Origin of the sequence: Pseudoalteromonas sp. MT33b, from assembly GCF_014117385.1 — a bacterium.
In the GTDB taxonomy this organism is placed as follows: domain Bacteria; phylum Pseudomonadota; class Gammaproteobacteria; order Enterobacterales; family Alteromonadaceae; genus Pseudoalteromonas; species Pseudoalteromonas lipolytica.
In genome coordinates, this window is the sequence record NZ_CP059832.1 from 818,911 (window position 1) to 834,835 (window position 15,925).

Annotated in this window: 17 protein-coding genes and 1 pseudogene; 15 read left to right on the top strand and 3 right to left on the bottom strand. The window is 39.9% G+C overall.

The annotated features are described in order from the left end of the window. Positions 1-15 precede the first annotated feature (15 nt). Entirely contained in the window at positions 16-2,649 is a 2,634-nt protein-coding gene (locus tag H3302_RS19555; RefSeq protein WP_075593299.1) for a TonB-dependent receptor domain-containing protein, read from the top strand. Between the two features lie 70 nt (positions 2,650-2,719). Here H3302_RS19555 and H3302_RS19560 read toward each other — a convergent pair whose 3' ends face one another. Continuing rightward, positions 2,720-4,048 (bottom strand): IS4 family transposase, encoded by a 1,329-nt coding sequence (locus H3302_RS19560; RefSeq protein WP_182396224.1) that lies wholly within the window; start codon positions 4,046-4,048, stop codon positions 2,720-2,722. 180 nt (positions 4,049-4,228) lie between these two features. Between H3302_RS19560 and yegS the strand changes: the two genes are divergently transcribed. The 6 genes and pseudogenes from yegS to H3302_RS19590 all read left to right on the top strand — a co-directional run bounded on the left by yegS (position 4,229) and on the right by H3302_RS19590 (position 10,475). Continuing rightward, on the top strand, positions 4,229-5,125 hold the full coding sequence (yegS, locus tag H3302_RS19565; protein ID WP_074989098.1) for a lipid kinase YegS: 897 nt from the start codon (positions 4,229-4,231) through the stop codon (positions 5,123-5,125). 129 nt (positions 5,126-5,254) lie between these two features. Further along, entirely contained in the window at positions 5,255-6,391 is a 1,137-nt protein-coding gene (gene asd, locus H3302_RS19570; RefSeq protein WP_065979090.1) for an aspartate-semialdehyde dehydrogenase, read from the top strand. A gap of 66 nt (positions 6,392-6,457) precedes the next feature. Next, complete coding sequence (locus H3302_RS19575; protein ID WP_182396570.1) at positions 6,458-7,069, top strand: FMN-binding negative transcriptional regulator; 612 nt, start codon at positions 6,458-6,460, stop codon at positions 7,067-7,069. A gap of 245 nt (positions 7,070-7,314) precedes the next feature. Beyond that, positions 7,315-8,109: pseudogene (locus H3302_RS20025) on the top strand (methyl-accepting chemotaxis protein); the annotation flags it as partial. Positions 8,110-8,259: 150 nt separating this feature from the next. Further along, positions 8,260-9,801, top strand: a complete 1,542-nt coding sequence (locus H3302_RS19585) for an EAL domain-containing protein (RefSeq protein WP_182396571.1) — start codon at positions 8,260-8,262, stop codon at positions 9,799-9,801. A gap of 293 nt (positions 9,802-10,094) precedes the next feature. Then, a complete protein-coding gene (locus tag H3302_RS19590) occupies positions 10,095-10,475 on the top strand; it encodes a VOC family protein (RefSeq protein ID WP_065979092.1) in 381 nt (126 codons plus the stop codon). A 61-nt stretch (positions 10,476-10,536) separates the two neighbouring features. Here H3302_RS19590 and H3302_RS19595 read toward each other — a convergent pair whose 3' ends face one another. Beyond that, on the bottom strand, positions 10,537-11,343 hold the full coding sequence (locus H3302_RS19595; protein ID WP_174403887.1) for an ion transporter: 807 nt from the start codon (positions 11,341-11,343) through the stop codon (positions 10,537-10,539). An 89-nt stretch (positions 11,344-11,432) separates the two neighbouring features. Between H3302_RS19595 and H3302_RS19600 the strand changes: the two genes are divergently transcribed. The 8 genes from H3302_RS19600 to H3302_RS19635 all read left to right on the top strand — a co-directional run bounded on the left by H3302_RS19600 (position 11,433) and on the right by H3302_RS19635 (position 15,023). After that, on the top strand, positions 11,433-11,639 hold the full coding sequence (locus tag H3302_RS19600; protein ID WP_036971843.1) for a hypothetical protein: 207 nt from the start codon (positions 11,433-11,435) through the stop codon (positions 11,637-11,639). Next, complete coding sequence (locus H3302_RS19605; protein ID WP_036971841.1) at positions 11,632-11,904, top strand: hypothetical protein; 273 nt, start codon at positions 11,632-11,634, stop codon at positions 11,902-11,904. Before H3302_RS19600 ends, H3302_RS19605 begins: the two co-directional genes overlap by 8 nt. A gap of 2 nt (positions 11,905-11,906) precedes the next feature. Further along, positions 11,907-12,356 carry a hypothetical protein gene (locus tag H3302_RS19610; protein WP_065979093.1) on the top strand — a complete coding sequence of 150 codons (450 nt, stop codon included), beginning with the start codon at positions 11,907-11,909 and terminating at the stop codon, positions 12,354-12,356. A gap of 59 nt (positions 12,357-12,415) precedes the next feature. Continuing rightward, entirely contained in the window at positions 12,416-12,610 is a 195-nt protein-coding gene (locus tag H3302_RS19615) for a YwbE family protein (RefSeq protein WP_036971837.1), read from the top strand. Further along, positions 12,607-13,134, top strand: a complete 528-nt coding sequence (locus tag H3302_RS19620; RefSeq protein ID WP_036971836.1) for a DUF4240 domain-containing protein — start codon at positions 12,607-12,609, stop codon at positions 13,132-13,134. The genes H3302_RS19615 and H3302_RS19620 overlap by 4 nt, the downstream gene beginning before the upstream one ends. Before the next feature lie 538 nt (positions 13,135-13,672). Continuing rightward, positions 13,673-14,089 (top strand): DUF805 domain-containing protein, encoded by a 417-nt coding sequence (locus tag H3302_RS19625; RefSeq protein WP_220469631.1) that lies wholly within the window; start codon positions 13,673-13,675, stop codon positions 14,087-14,089. Between the two features lie 51 nt (positions 14,090-14,140). Then, a complete protein-coding gene (locus H3302_RS19630) occupies positions 14,141-14,530 on the top strand; it encodes a DoxX-like family protein (protein WP_182396572.1) in 390 nt (129 codons plus the stop codon). Positions 14,531-14,642: 112 nt separating this feature from the next. Beyond that, complete coding sequence (locus tag H3302_RS19635; protein WP_220469632.1) at positions 14,643-15,023, top strand: hypothetical protein; 381 nt, start codon at positions 14,643-14,645, stop codon at positions 15,021-15,023. Here the strand turns inward: H3302_RS19635 and H3302_RS19640 are convergent. Further along, positions 15,001-15,897, bottom strand: coding sequence for a LysR family transcriptional regulator (locus H3302_RS19640; RefSeq protein WP_182396574.1), 897 nt, complete (start codon positions 15,895-15,897; stop codon positions 15,001-15,003). The genes H3302_RS19635 and H3302_RS19640 overlap by 23 nt on opposite strands. Positions 15,898-15,925 lie beyond the last annotated feature (28 nt).

Genomic DNA, 15,925 nt, shown 5'->3' on the forward strand with positions numbered 1-15,925 from the left:
CAGATAGAGGTAAACATGAAACAATATTCAAAACAGTTCAGCTTAACAGCACTCAGTGCAGCCATTTTATGTGGCTTGACTGTCTCGGTACACGCAGCTGAAGCCGACGAAGAAGCTGTTCTCGAAGAAGTTGTTGTAAGTGCAAGTCGGTTGAAAGGCACTGCAACAGCTGTTCTAGAAGAGCGCAAACAGCAAGCTTTCGTTGCTGATATTATGGGTGCTGAGCAAATTTCTCGTAGTGGTGATAGTGACGCTGCAGCAGCGCTTCGCCGTGTAACAGGTTTAACACTTGTTGATGGTAAGTTCATTTATGTTCGTGGTCTTGGTGAGCGTTATTCAAGTACACAGCTCAATAACTCTGCTGTACCAAGCCCAGACCCAACACGTTCTGTATTACCACTGGATTTATTTCCATCAGGTATTATTGAAAGCTTATCAGTACAAAAATCATATTCACCATCGATGCCTGCATCTTTTGGTGGTGGTAACGTTGATATCCGCTTAAAAAGCATTCCAGACCAATTTGTTTTTGATGTATCAGGTCAGCTTGGCTATAACACCAACAATTTTGACGATGGTCTTGAGTACAACGGTGGCTCTGATGATTGGTATGGTGTTGACGATGGTACGCGTGAAATCCCTCGTCCTATACTAGATGTATATCAAAGCGGTCAATCGCTTGATGATTTAACACCTGAGCAAAGCCGCGCTTTAGCGATGTCGTTAAATCGCGATTATGATCCAAAATCAGCAAAGGTTGATCCCAATACTAAGTTCACTGCAACGTTAGGTAATAGCGTTGAATCAGATAAATGGCGCTACGGTTTCTTATCGTCGTTTAGCTACGATAATAAGCATGTTGTTGCAGACGAATATCAAGGTCAAGGTTTCTTAATTGGTGACAATTCAACAACCATGATCCGTGGTTATGACCAAGTGCTTAGTACCGAGCATACAGTTAAAACATCTGGCATGATCACTGTCGGTGTAGAGTATGATAAAGCGCACAAAATTGACTACACAGCCTTAATCTTACGGGATACTGAAGATCAAATATCAGACCGTTTAGGAATAGACCAAAATAACAACACGTCAGATAACAAACGTGTTCGTTCGTATGATGTGCGTTATGAAGAGCGTGAGTTAATTGTTAATCAATTAAAGGGTATGCATACCTTTGAATGGTTAAATTACGCGGGCTTTGATTGGAAGTACTCAATGGGTCGTTCAAACCGTTATGCACCAGGTAACATGGAAACTCGCTTCATTGTTACTGATGCAAATGAAGACGGCTTTTACGATACTGTCAATGAAAGTGCATTAACCAATGCGACAACCGCGGCGCGTTATACATTCCAAGATTTGGACGATGAAGTAGAAAACTACGGTTTTAACTTTACACTGCCTATTATGTTAGAGGGCATTGATATCGAGCTTAAATCGGGTGCAGACTTTATTTCTAAGGAGCGTTCTGCGACAAACCGCCGTTTTGATATTAATACACGTGCTTTTTCAGATGTTGATTTAACGGGTAGTGAGCTGAATACAATTTTATCTGATGATGTACTTACTAATGCAACACTGACACAGCCAATCTTAAACGATACAACGGTTTCTGGGGATGACTACAAGTCTGCGCAAAAAGTAGATGCTTATTACTTTGAAGCAGATTTATTCTTCAATAACACATGGCGGATCAGTGGCGGTTTAAGGTGGGAAGATTTCCGTCAAGTATCTGTTCCTCTTGACCCATTTACTGGTGGTCTTGCATCTTCAATTGATTACGATGAGTTAGATCAACTCGCATTTCGTGAAGACGACGTTTATAGCGCACTTGCTTTAACTTATGTGCAAAACGACGAAACGCAATGGCGCTTAAGTTACGGTGAAACGGTTGTTCGCCCAGATTTACGTGAGATTTCTGACGCGACTTATATCGATCCGCTTACTGAATACCCTGTAGGTGGTACGCCAGGTCTACGTACAACCCAAATCAAAAACTATGATTTCCGCTGGGAAAACTATTTTGATACGGGCGAGAACTTCTCTATTGGTGTGTTCTATAAAGACATGGTTGATCCAATTGAGTCTGTTCAATCACCAGCTCAAGATGGTCCACCACTGGTACGTATTGCGAATGCAGAAGATGGTTATGTTGCTGGTGTTGAATTTGAATACCTGAAAGATTTTGCTTTCTTAGGTGGATTCTGGCAAGACGTGTTCATGACAGGTAACGTGACTCTAAGTGACTCAGAAATCAACATCGACCGTCAGGCGATTGTTGAACAAACAGGGGTTTCTGCAGCGGTTACAAATACAACACGTCGCATGACGGGTCATTCAAAATATGTTGTGAATATGCAGTTAGGCTATGACGCACCAAGTGGTCAGCATGCCTCTACGCTAATCTATAACGTATTTGGTGAGCGAATCATTATTCCAGGTATTGAAGGTCAGGAAGATTGGATGGAGCAACCATTTCATTCTTTAGACTTTAACTACACCTATTTCCCTGATTTCAACTCAAGCTTGAAGTTCAAAGTGACGAATATCTTGGGCGCAAAATCTGAAATAGAGTCAGCCGGTACTTTAACGCGTTCGAAAGAGAAAGGCACTGAGTTCTCAATTGAGTACAAATATCAGTTCTAATACTCTGCCCAAGGAAGGATACAATAATAAATCCTAACGTTGATTTAGCCCTGCAATAGCGTAATGCCAGTCAGTTAAGAGCTGACTGGCATTTTCTTTTGTAAGGATACTTATTTGGTTTCCTTCTTATCACCCTTGGATAATGCCTGTCTGGTAGCCTATCGGGTAAGATAAACAACCTAAGTGTTGTCAGTAACTCATCATAATGAACAGGTAACTTACTTGCACTATGTATTGGCGTAAACATGAAGAAAGCGATTACCTGCCGCATAGATTGGCTAAAGCTTAATTGAGTAGGCAAGATATCTTCTTCTTTAGTTGCATCAAGCATGATTATGCGTATTAAGTTGTAAGCGAGTAGTAATCCCCATAACTCTTGGCGTACCATGTCTGGCTTCTTACTACGTAATGTATGTTTGCTGTGATTCAATCCCTGCTTTATTTCTCTAAACGCCAGCTCAATTTCCCAGCGTTGTGTATAAACCTCTATTAATTCGTCATGCGGAAATCGTAAAGGGTCAATAAGCGAACTCAGAACACGATAGCTTTTTCCATCAGCTTTATAAGTGGTTAATCTTGCCGTTATGGTATCTGGTAATGACTCAAACTTCTTTCTCGCCTGAAGGCTTGTAGATAAGGTAACAATCTTATCATTGTCACTGATACTGTGTTCAACTTGATACTGTAAATCCTTCCTTGCTGGCAACATCCAGTGAGAGTTTTTTCCTTGGCTTTGCCATTGATAAAGTAGCCCTAATGAGTAATAACCACGGTCAAACAAGGTCAGAGAGTTATCCGGTACGGCTGGTAATAGACGTTGAGCTAAGCTCATTTCGCCTACACAACGGGCATCAAAACTACTGTCTAACAATAAGTGGCTAGATACTTCCATTAAGCTACACATTCGAATTTGTGGATAGCTGACTTCTCCATGCTGATTACTGTCACTGCCAAACTTTTCTCGGTTTTCTTGATTATCATGAGTTCGGAAGCTAACGCCATCCACTGCAAGTAAATTAAGTCCACACCACTGCTCAAAAGGCTGGGTGGCAAACACTTTATGTGAAAGTAATTGAAATGTTTGTTGGACTGCTTCGTAACCCAACCTTTGGCGACCTTGCACGAGCGCACTCGGCGCTACTAATTTGTTTTTTCCAGGCAAGGATATGTCGAGTCTGTTAGCAATATCCCACACAGTTTCGTTTCGGAATAAACTCATTCCAATTACAGACCACATAATAGCTTCTAGCGGTAACCGCCTTTTACGAACAGTGGCAACTCCCGCATGTTCAAATGCTTGTTCAAGAATATCAGGGTCAAGAACCTGCTTAAGTTTGTCGAGTGTATGTACATCATCTAAAAAGGAGGACATATCATCGAAGTGTTGAATTAGAGACATAAAAAAATCCGATACTATTTCTAATATCGGATTGTGAAGCTATGAAAAGATCAGTCAAGTGATCATAAAAATATGCTTAACTGATCTGCATTATGCAATAGCGGGGCTTTTTTGTATCCGTATTGAGTAAACAGCATTGCATGTTATGGTAGAGCTTAGTTGTCATAATAGGGATTAAGAATGAGCCTACGATTAATTTTAAATGGTAAAAAAGCAGGCAATGAGCAATTACGCGAAGCCGTCTCTAAATTTCGACAAACAACCCCGTTAGAGGTTCGAGTAACCTATGAAGGAGGCGATGTTGAGCGACTGATTTACGAGGCAAATAAAGAGGGCGTAAAACGGGTTATTGTTGCTGGTGGTGACGGCACGGTCAACGAAGCTGTGAACGCCTTAATGAAAATTGAGCATTCTCAAAGACCAGCACTTGCCATACTCCCAATGGGGACGGCAAATGACTTTGCTTGCTCTGCAAACATTCCGACTGAATACTTGTCGGCGCTCACGTTGGCTTTTGAAGGACATACTCAAGAAGTGGATGTTGTTGAAGTCGATAAACGATTTTTTATTAATGTTGCCAGTGCAGGCTTTGGGGCAAAAATTACCGCCACCACACCGCCAGCACTTAAAAATTTGCTTGGCGGCGGTGCATATACACTCGCTGGGCTTGTTCAAGCGCTGAGCTTTGTTCCTTACAGTGGTCAACTTTCTTTGCCCGATGGTCAGCACAGTTCCGGTGAGATCATTGCCGCTGCCGTGTGTAATGGCCGACAAGCCGGTGGCGGACAGTTACTCGCACCCGATGCGTATATTAATGATGGCATGGTTGATCTTGTTGCTTTCACCTCATTTGCAATTTCAGATGTGCCTGCGGTTATCGAAGAGTTAAGCAACTACCCCAATTCTTCACAAAAGTGGGTGAAACGCTATCAAGTGCCTTGGCTTGAATGGCAAACGCAAACTGAAATGCCAATTAACCTCGATGGCGAGCCAATTACCTCAAAACAACAAACATTTAAAGTCTGTGCTAATGCAGTAAACCTTGTATTGCCAACAGACTGCCCATTAATTAAATAAAATAATATGAAATAATTTTAAGTTCCATTATCTGCGCTGGTTTTGTGCCATTCACAATGCTAGATTAGCTCTGTAAAAATTAAACTCTTACGCAATGGATTTTAATTTTTAACAGCTTAGGTACTTGGAATGAATCAAACAGTGGAAAAAACAATGAAAAAAGTAGGATTAGTCGGTTGGCGGGGCATGGTTGGCTCTGTGTTATTGGATCGTATGCAGCAAGAAAATGATTTTTCTCAAATCGACACGACTTTTTTCACCACCTCACAAACCGGTCAATTAGGCCCTGATATTGCGGGCCCAGCAAAACCACTTCTTGATGCAAACGACATTACTGCGCTTTCGCAAATGGATATTATTGTTACCTGCCAAGGCGGCGATTACACAAAAGCCGTTTACCCGCAGTTGCGCGAGTCTGGTTGGCAAGGTTATTGGATTGATGCTGCGTCGGCACTGCGTATGAGTGACGACAGTATTATCGTGCTTGACCCTGTAAACAAAGATGTGATTGAACAAGGGTTAGAGCAGGGGGTTAAAACCTTTGTTGGCGGCAATTGTACTGTATCACTTATGTTACTTGCGCTTGGTGGATTATTTGAACAAGACTTGATTGAATGGGTCAGCCCAATGACATATCAAGCAGCTTCAGGCGCCGGTGCTCGCAACATGAAAGAGTTAATTGCACAAATGGGCGCAATTCACGAAACGGTTGCTGACAAACTGGCTGATCCTAATGCCGCTATTCTTGAAATTGACAAATTAGTCACCGAAAAAATTGCATCAAGCGATTTACCACAAGACCAATTTGGCGTGCCTTTGGCGGGTAGCCTTATCCCTTGGATTGATGTGCCAATGCCAAGCGGTCAAAGTAAAGAAGAGTGGAAAGCGCAAGTCGAAGCTAATAAAATTTTGGGCACCAGCAAGCAGCCTGTCCCGGTTGATGGCTTGTGTGTTCGTATTGGCGCAATGCGATGCCACTCGCAAGCAATGACCATTAAATTGCGTAAAGATATCAGCGTAGAAAAAATCGAAGAAATTCTTGCGTCTCACAATGAATGGGTCAAAGTTATTCCAAACGACCGCGATATTACAGCAACAGACCTAACACCTGTTAAAGTGACTGGCACGTTGTCTATTCCGGTAGGCCGTATTCGTAAATTAGCTATGGGCCCAGAATATATCAGTGCATTTACGGTTGGTGACCAACTGTTATGGGGTGCTGCTGAACCACTTCGTCGTATGCTACGCATAATTGTTGATGGCTAAAATTAAGTTGTAATAGTTAAATCAGGCTGGCACTTTGCTGGCCTTTTTAAGCAATAAAGGAAAGTAATGCACACACCCAGCAAGTGGAAAATGACACCGGAGCGAGTCTCACAATTTATAAAAACCTATAGCTTTGCGTTGATGGTAGACAGTGAATTTGAAGCCACACATTTGCCTTTAGTATACAAAGCTGATGAGGGGGAATTGGGGACCTTGTATGGTCATGTATCACGTGCAAATCGTCATGGTAAGGGCTTAGATAAAACCTGCGTATTAGTGGTTTTTAGTGGTCCGCATAGCTATATATCTCCAACCTGGTATGCAGAAAAACCTGCTGTGTCGACGTGGAACTACGCTGCGGTCCATGTTCAAGGTGAGGTTGAATATCTGGATGATGAGAATACCTTAGCCTGCTTAGATGAGTTAATTAGCCAGTATGAGCCGAGTATTTTACACGATACCGACTTGCTACCTGCTGATTACCAAGCAAAACTACTGCGCGGTATTGTCGGAATTAAAATTAATGTTCAGTCAGTACAAGCAAAAGAAAAACTTGGCCAACACAAGTCAGCAGCGGATCAACAAGGTGTTGTTGCAGGGTTACAAGCTGATACACACTCAGATGCACAGGCTTTATTGCGCTATATGCTTAAACACGAAATTGGAATAGGCAGCTAATTTGCATCCTGCAAAAGCTGCCAATTGGTTGGAAGGTCATTAGCGCTTGGTTTGTTAAATATTTGTTTCATTACTAGAGGTAAAGCTAGTCTACAATGTATATCTGTCAACCTATTGTCATATCATAAATAAATTAAAGACTTGAACGACTTTGCCTACCCAACTTTGTGCCTAATAAATTTCCAACTATTTATTTGCTCAATTGCAACCACCTCACTATATTTTCGTAAGTACTTAGTTGGAAGTCTACAATGAACATCTCACAAGCCTCACAACTATCTGATTCTACAACACAGCAACAACAAGCTCTTGAAATGGCAGCGACTGCAATTAATGAAATGGCTGCGACAGCCAATGAGGTCTCCGCAAGTTGTGCGAATGCAGCAGAACTTGCAACGCAAACACAGCATGCTTCTGAGCTTGGACAAAATCTCATTTCAGAAACTGTAGAGAGTGTTGTGTCGCTTTCTACTGTGATAACAAAAGCGACTCAAGATATCACTCAGCTTGATGCTGAAAGTGAAAATATCATGTCGATTCTCAGTGTCATAAGAGGCATTGCTGAGCAAACAAACTTATTAGCACTGAATGCTGCAATAGAGGCTGCTCGAGCGGGCGATCACGGTCGTGGATTTGCTGTGGTTGCTGATGAGGTTCGTGCGCTGTCGCAAAGAACGTCTGAGTCAACGGAGGAAATAGCAACCCAACTTAGTACGCTTCGCAAAATGTCTGACCAAGTATCCAAAGAAATGGCCGCAAGTTGAAACCGCACTCATAAAACCGTTGGGCTTGCACATTCTGCGCAACAGCAGTTTAGCGAGATCACATCGTCTATTGTCAATATTAGTGACCTTAACACACAAATAGCGACTGCAGCCGAGGAGCAGCATGTAGCAGAAGACATAAACCGCAATGTTGTCGAAATTAAAAATGCGGCAGACGATGTAAGTGACATTGCACAGAGTGCGCGTCAAAATGGTGAAAGACTTAATCAGCTGTCTCATTTACTGACAGACTTAGTGGGTAAATTTAAGGTATGAGGTGCAACAGCCTAATGTTGTCTTTTCTAATTCATCTCGGGGTTTAGTAGGTAGTTACACTTACTCTGTTTCCATTTTATTACTTTTTATTGATTTGGTAATACATAAAGGCTAATTTGAGGTTTAGACTGTAAAGCGTATAAGTTAAATATGACGAGAAAAATACTAAAATCAGCTCAAAATAATCAAGCACTCTATATTATTTGTTTAATGCTTTTTCTCGTTGTTGCTTTTCACCTTCTGGTTAGTTATCTGCAAGTCAGCTATCAAAAGGAATTTTCGCAATCTTTGTTATCAAAAGCAGAAGACATATCAAGCGATTTAGGCTCTTCTATTCAGGAGGCTTCAGCATTATCTCCTCTTGAGTGTGATGCTCAGACAATCAATAAGTTGCGCATTATTCTTTCTAAACATGAATTTACGCATGACTTAGGTTTGATTTTTAATAATAAAGTTAATTGCTCAGCAAATTGGGGACTTCTTGCTGATTCAACGCCACTTGACAGTGTTTTGTATCATTCTCCATCGGGCTACTATTTTGCTTCTCAAGTTGCGAATATTTTTCCTGTTGCAGCGAAATATGACATTACAAATAAAGGGAGTGTAATTGCCTTTACAATTAATGCCCCTTTTAAAAACTTTGATCAATTAAATAAAAATTTTTCATATAAAATTATTTCAAAGAATAGAAAATACACCTTTCATAACTATGCGGCACACTACCAGTTTAAAACAGATACACTGCTTAAACCGCAAGTGGTAGAAACTTGTAGCACTCAATTCCAATACTGCATTGAGACATACAATAACCGGCCTGGCTTACTGTATTTCCCTTTTTACATTTCTGCTCTATTAATCGGTTTAATAGGATTGATTAGCTTTTTAATTGCTTATTCAATTTGTTCATACTTAGATAAAAGCCACTCAATGGAATTTAGGTTTCGTAAAGCCATTGAAAACGAAGAATTATATTTGGAGTATCAGCCAATACTCGAGCTAAAAAGTAACAAAATTATTGGTGTAGAAAGTTTGATAAGGTGGAAAGATTCTGTTTACGGTAATGTTTCGCCAGAGCTTTTTTTAGGTATTGCAGAGCAGCTAAGTTTGTATCCAACTCTTGCGTATAACTCGGTCAAAAAAGCGCTTAATGAACTTTCGCCAGTTTTACGTGCTGATTCTGATTTCAGCGTGGCAATCAACATTAACGCCTATGAAATACAAACAAAAGAGTATTTAGATTATTTATATGATTTATGCACTGAAAATAAAATAAAACCACAGCAAATCAAAATTGAAATCACCGAGCGAATAGAGCTTCCATTGGACGAATTGTCATGTTTTGCTTCAAAAGCTAAAACATACGGCTTCTCTATTTCTCTTGATGATTTTGGAACAGGAGTTTCAAACCTAGTGTGGTTAACCGAAATCAATTTTGATGTGATCAAAATAGACAAGGTTTTCACTCAATCAATATCTGATGAGTTGAAGCAAGAAATGTTGTTAGCCATTATGTCATTAATAACAAACCTAAACCGCACTGTTATTTTTGAGGGGGTTGAGACAGTTGAAGAATTTAACTTTATTAAAAATTACAATGACGACTATCAGGTTCAAGGTCAAGGTTGGTACTTTTACAAGTCGTTGCCTTTAACTGAGTTATTGCATGTATTAGGCCAGCAAGGTGGCGATTAAAATACGTATAAAAATACATATAATCATCATTGCCCTTGTTGGTTATCACTTATGGCGGGTGCACGGCCCTTTTTGTATAAACAGAAATAGAACGTTTATTCAGTTTTAAATGGCAAGGGGAAAACCCTTTTGAGCGCTTCATGATGCCTTACAGTATGACTCACAGCTGCCCACTCGAATATGAAAGCTGTGAGCTTATCAGTTATTTAATACGTTATTCACGCTTATCTTTTGCTTATTTAGTTATTCGGGATATGCTGGCACAACGAAATCTAATTAATCAGAAGTAGCAAATGAAGCTTAATCAAGTCACGTTACCAGTAAAAAACATGAATGAGGCGGTGGCTTTTTATTTAACTCTTGGTTTTATTCAAATTGTAGATACACCTCACTACGCGCGTTTTAAATGTACCAATGGAGACGCGACATTTTCGCTGTCGTTAGAAAGCGGGGACTTTAAGAGTCATGCTGTTATCTATTTTGAAGAAGAACATCTTGATGCTCTTTACTCGAGCCTTGTTAAAAAGGGAATTACTTTTGAACAACCGCCAACAGCGCAGCGCTACTTATGGACAGAAGCTATTTTGAAAGACCCTTCAGGTAACAAAATTAAACTGTATTGGGCAGGTGAAAACCGCTTGAATCCACCATGGAAAGTGGAAAAACGTGGATAAAATAAAGGCGCTAGGTTTTGCACTCTAGCGCCTCATAACTAAAAACTGTTAAATAAAAAAGTTATTTTCTTTCTTTAAGTAATTGTTTTAGCTCTGCCATTTCAGCTTGTAATTGAACAATTTGGCCTTTTGTGGCGGGCATGTCATCGTCGCTCGTTTGTTCTTCACGTGCATTACGATGCTCTTCAGACATGACTTCTAATATGGCACCGACCATCATATTTAAGAACACGAATGCAGTTAAGAATATAAACGTTAAGTAGAAAATCCAGCTTAGTTTATACACCGCCATGGTTTCATACATTACGTCGGTCCAGTCTTCAAAGGTGGCAATACGAAATAGAGTTAGCATTGAAATTGACACATCGCCCCACAAAACAGGGTTAATATCGGCAAATAACATGCTACCCATTGCGGCATATATGTAGAAGATAACGAACATTAACAGGGCGATATAGCCCATTTGCGGTATGGCTTTTAATAGCGAATTAACCAACAATCGCAGCTCTGGGATCATCGACACTAATCGCAAAACGCGGAAAATACGTAACAGCCTTGCGATGAAAATAGTTGACCCCGCAGCAGGGTAAAGGCTTCCGACGACGATGATAAAATCGAAAATATTCCAGCCTTTTGTAAAAAAGTCTTTTATGCCACGGCTGGCAATAAAGCGGATCACAAGCTCAATCAGAAAGAAGACAGTGATCCCCATGTCCATCCAGTGCAAGGCAATTTCTGCGGTTGGATGTAACGAGTACGTGTGCGCGCCAACAGTTAACGCCGAAATAACAATGACCGCGATAACAAATGATTGAAAAATTTTACTTTTATCGATACGCTGAAACAGCTCTTGTAACTGCGACAACATCATAGATGACCCTTTGGTAATAAGATTTTAAACCCACGCAATATACAGTAAAACACAGTGCCAATGTATAACTTAAGAAAGGAAATTTAATGTTTTTTAACGCTTTAAAGTTTGTGGCTTTAGCAGCCTTATTCGTTATGCTGAGTGCATGTAGCTCTGATGCACGGTATCACGAAATTCAATCGGCCCGTTTAAATGAATGCAATTACTTAGCAGATAAAGAGTATCACGAGTGTGTAAAACGCCAAGAAGACAGTTACGAAGAATTTAAAAAACAACAAGTTGAAAATGACTAAAACCGAAAAACGCCTTGATAAAGCCATTCGTGTTGCGTTAACTCACGCGTGTGAGCAAGCTAAAGAGACAGTCAGTGAGTTTTTATGGCTAACTCATACCGCTGACTTAAAAAAACTGCCTCAATCACTTAAAATAAAGTGTTTTTTCAATACGTTGCCAATTAACGAAAATCAAAAGCAACTGATAGTAAACTTAATTATTGATGAACTTAATACGATAGATATAACTATAAACGCGAAGGCAATTTCATTTTTAAAGGAATAAATATGTTTTTGAATTTAACGGCGAAGCACATGTTATCTTTGAATTCAGCACTGTCTGTGTTGTTTTTAGGGGTGGGTGTTTATGGCATACTGTCTGACGACGCGTTGCCGTTTCCATCATTTAGCGCTTTTGTTGCTGCCGTTTTTTTTGCTCTACAAGCCGTTCGCTCAACAGATAAATTTGCTGCAAAAACCGCACTGAGTAATACGCTAATTGCAACAAATACTCACCTTAAAGTAACGCAGTTTTATTACAGCTCGAAAGAGCAGTTGCTTGAATTAAACCGAATTACTGAGTTTAAAGTCGCCGATAATTACTTAGCGGTCATTCTTGATAGAAATGGTCAAGGCTATGATTTTCAAATTAAAGGAAAATCAGACGCTATAATCGAAAGACTTAACGATATCATTCCCCATCAAGCGCTTAAAAACACGTCAATCACACGGGTTTAGTTTGGTAACTGCGCCACAAATAGCTATAATCGGCAAAAATTAATGAAAGAGACTTTGCTATGGCAGTGCCTACGCGTTCACAAATTTCTATTGGTTGTGAAGTGAATATTGTATTAAAGCAAGATCAACGAACAGGTCAGTTAACCCAAGGTGTGGTGTCACGTATTTTGACAAAATCACCTAACCATCCACACGGTATAAAAGTGCAGTTAGACGATGGTCAAGTAGGTCGTGTAAAAGAGATTTTATCATGAGTGTGTTAACCGAAGCTGAGTTTTGGCAGTTAGTTACCGCAGAAGATAAAACCGCGGAGCCTGAGTCTGTATGTAATGCATTAAAAGCAAAGCTAACTGACTTATCTGATGAACAGCTGATGGAATTTGATAAGCAGTTTAGTCTTCGCATGCGTAAAGCCTACACGTGGGACTTATTCGGTGCTGCCTTTGTAATGGCAGGTTGTAACGACGATTACGGATTTTCAGAGTTTTTATGTTGGCTGATTTCACGTGGCGAGCAGGTATTTATAAATGCCCTTGAAAACCCGGATTCAATCGCTGACTGTACACCGGTTTATCATTTAAATGAGCAACCTTACCCTTATTTAGATGAGTATGATCTTATCGCAGGTATGCTGTACGAAGAGCGAAATGATGATGAACTGCCGTTTATTCCGTCGGGGCTTGAACAGCCAAAAGGCAAGCGCTTTAAAGATAAAGCCAAGTTTTTAAAACAAACCTACCCAAATCTATACGCAAAATACTGGCAACAACCAAGTTAATATAAAGCACCGTTCAGGTGCTTTTTAATGCTTCATATTTTATTGTTTCAAAGGTCACTTGCTTTTACTCCAACGCTTCAATAAGTTATTAAGTATTCGTAATAAAGAGATTACTGCTGCGCGACAAGCGTTTATTGAGCTGAAAAGTAGTTAGTTGAGAAACGAGTTAGCACCGGTGCTTACGCTATTGGTACTTTGCCAAAGTTTGAAGGTTATTGTATTTACGATGCTAAAACCCACTTTGAGGTTTTTTACTTTGAAAGAGGCTTAAAGTTTCAGCAAAAAACATTTATCGATGTTGAAGATGCTGTGGCATATTTTAAGGCAGAGTTAGTTTTAGACCTATTTTCGAAACGTTAATTAAATACCGTGCCTGCGGTAAAAGCTAAGAGCGAATAGCTAGTTGTAATTTTTTAGTACCTAAATAACCTAAATTTATGTTATGTTATTCGCGCTGAGTCTCGCTTAGTTAATGATTATAAATCAGCAGGGTAACCGTCGTGTTAGTTTGCTAAAACACAATTCAAAGGAAATGACAGTGTCAGAAAATGTTTATCAAGCCCCAGAATCAAACCTTGTTTCAACCTCTACAGAATCAACAACGTTAAGCATAAAAGAAATTTTATTCTCTTTTAGTGGTCGAATTCCGCGTAAAACGTATTGGTATGCGTTCTTAGGAGTAGTGGCTGCTACGTTTGTGATTATGTTTATTGCTGCACTACTTTCTGGTGCTAGTGAATCGGCCGTAATGGTTATTTCGTTCATTATGTACATTCCCCTAATGTGGGTTTCACTCGCGATTCAAGTAAAACGTTGGCATGACCGTAATAAGTCAGGTTGGTGGGTCTTAATTGGTTTTATTCCGTTGATTGGACCAATTTGGGCACTCATTGAGAATGGCTTTTTAGCTGGTGATGAAACAGAAAACCGTTTTGGTAAGCCAACTGTTTTATAAGTCTTTGCAGTGTGCTCTAATGGCTAGAGCACACATAATTCAGCCTTTACGATGAACCATTTAACGACACTTCAAATTGCCCGCTTTATTATCAGCTTTAGTTGGTTTTACCATGGGTTGTTTCCAAAACTTGTGCATATTTCGCCTCTTGAGCAGCAGATGACAGGTAGTTTTGGTTTTAATCCTGAAATTTCAAGTTTGATTACACGTGCGGCAGGTGTTGGTGAAATCATCTTTGCTGTGCTTTTTTTTATTTTCTATCGCTCTATTTTAATCAATGTATTAAACATATTGGCGCTAATTGGCTTAATGTTATTTGTTGCCATTTTACAGCCCTCGCTTTTAATTGAAGCCTTTAATCCTGTGACTACAAACTTTGCCATGATCGCGTTTAGCCTTGTGCTAATTAAAGAAACTAAAGAGCCGCAGCTCAATGCTTAATACACCGCATCAGTCGCCAATCACTCAATACACGAAAAAAGAAGAAAAAAAGTTTTTATCTTCTTATTTATTTTTAATAGGCCTGTTGTAAATAATTGCCGCATTCTATTTTTTGGATTTGCCTATAAAAGAACAACTACTAGATGAGCAGGGTGTAGTACAACGCTTTTATGATTCACATAGAAATTGTGGGCAACACAATAAATGTAAACTTATGACAGTTGTAGGAACTGAAAAGACGACTATATACCTAAGACCAGCGAACTTACCAATTGAATTAAATGATCACGTTCATGTTTTAGCTTCATATAATAAAAGTGCCGAAGCATATAAAGTTCATCAGTTACAACTAAATGGTAAGATGATCCAAAGTTATGAACAGGCAATATTTAAAAGCAATATTACGCGTATATTGCTTGGTATTTTTGGTCTGATTTTGATTGTTTTAAGTTTAATCAATAAGTTTAAAACTAAACCGCGTAACAACGCTTAATTTCTTTAACCATGGCGTTTGCAAGTGGCGAATTAGCGTTTGTTTTTGAGGTGATCAACACCACCGGAATATCATAATGGTACTTGGCTGGTTGAATAGCCTTAAACATACCTTTATCTATCCAAAACTGCGCATAGTGATCGGGTAAATAACCAATAAACTCACCCGATAGAATCAAGTGGGCAATGCCTTCATCGTGATACGCTACCGCACTGTTTTGATAATTCAAACCGTCGTTACGGCTTTCTTTATCGCGCATATAGTTACTTGTGATTACTTCAGCTTCTTTTATTAGTTTATTAATGTGCCCGTCTTCACAATCAAATAATGGGTGGTCTTTCGCACAATATAAAAAGTTGGTTTCGTTATGCAGGGGAGTGTAGTGTAAACCGCGAATATGATGGCGGCTCACGCCAATGCCAACGAGTGAGCGGCCATTAGCCACCGATGTTTCGACTTCTCGGGCTTCACATACATTAATATCAAACTGAATATTGTTACTCTTTCTTTTTAGTGTGGCTATAACGCGGGGGATCACACAGCGTGGGTCACTCACCATGGTATCTATCATGGCGATGCTTAAGCGCCCCGATAACTCATTTTTAGAACTGGCGACTGTATTGGCGAATGCTTCACATTGTTGTAAAAGCTCAATTGAAGCTTGATAAGTAATGGCGCCAGCATCGGTAATTTCAAACCCACTGCGGCCACGCTTACATAATTTAATGCCAAGCCTAACTTCTAAATCTGATAAATGAGCACTGATAGTTGAGCGGCCAATATTTAATCGCGACTCAGCCGCCGACAGCCCCCCACACTCTACAATTGCTACAAAAACGCGCAATAAGCGCAGGTCTACATCATGAACTTGCATGGCGATTCTTATAGTTCGATAAATCTGG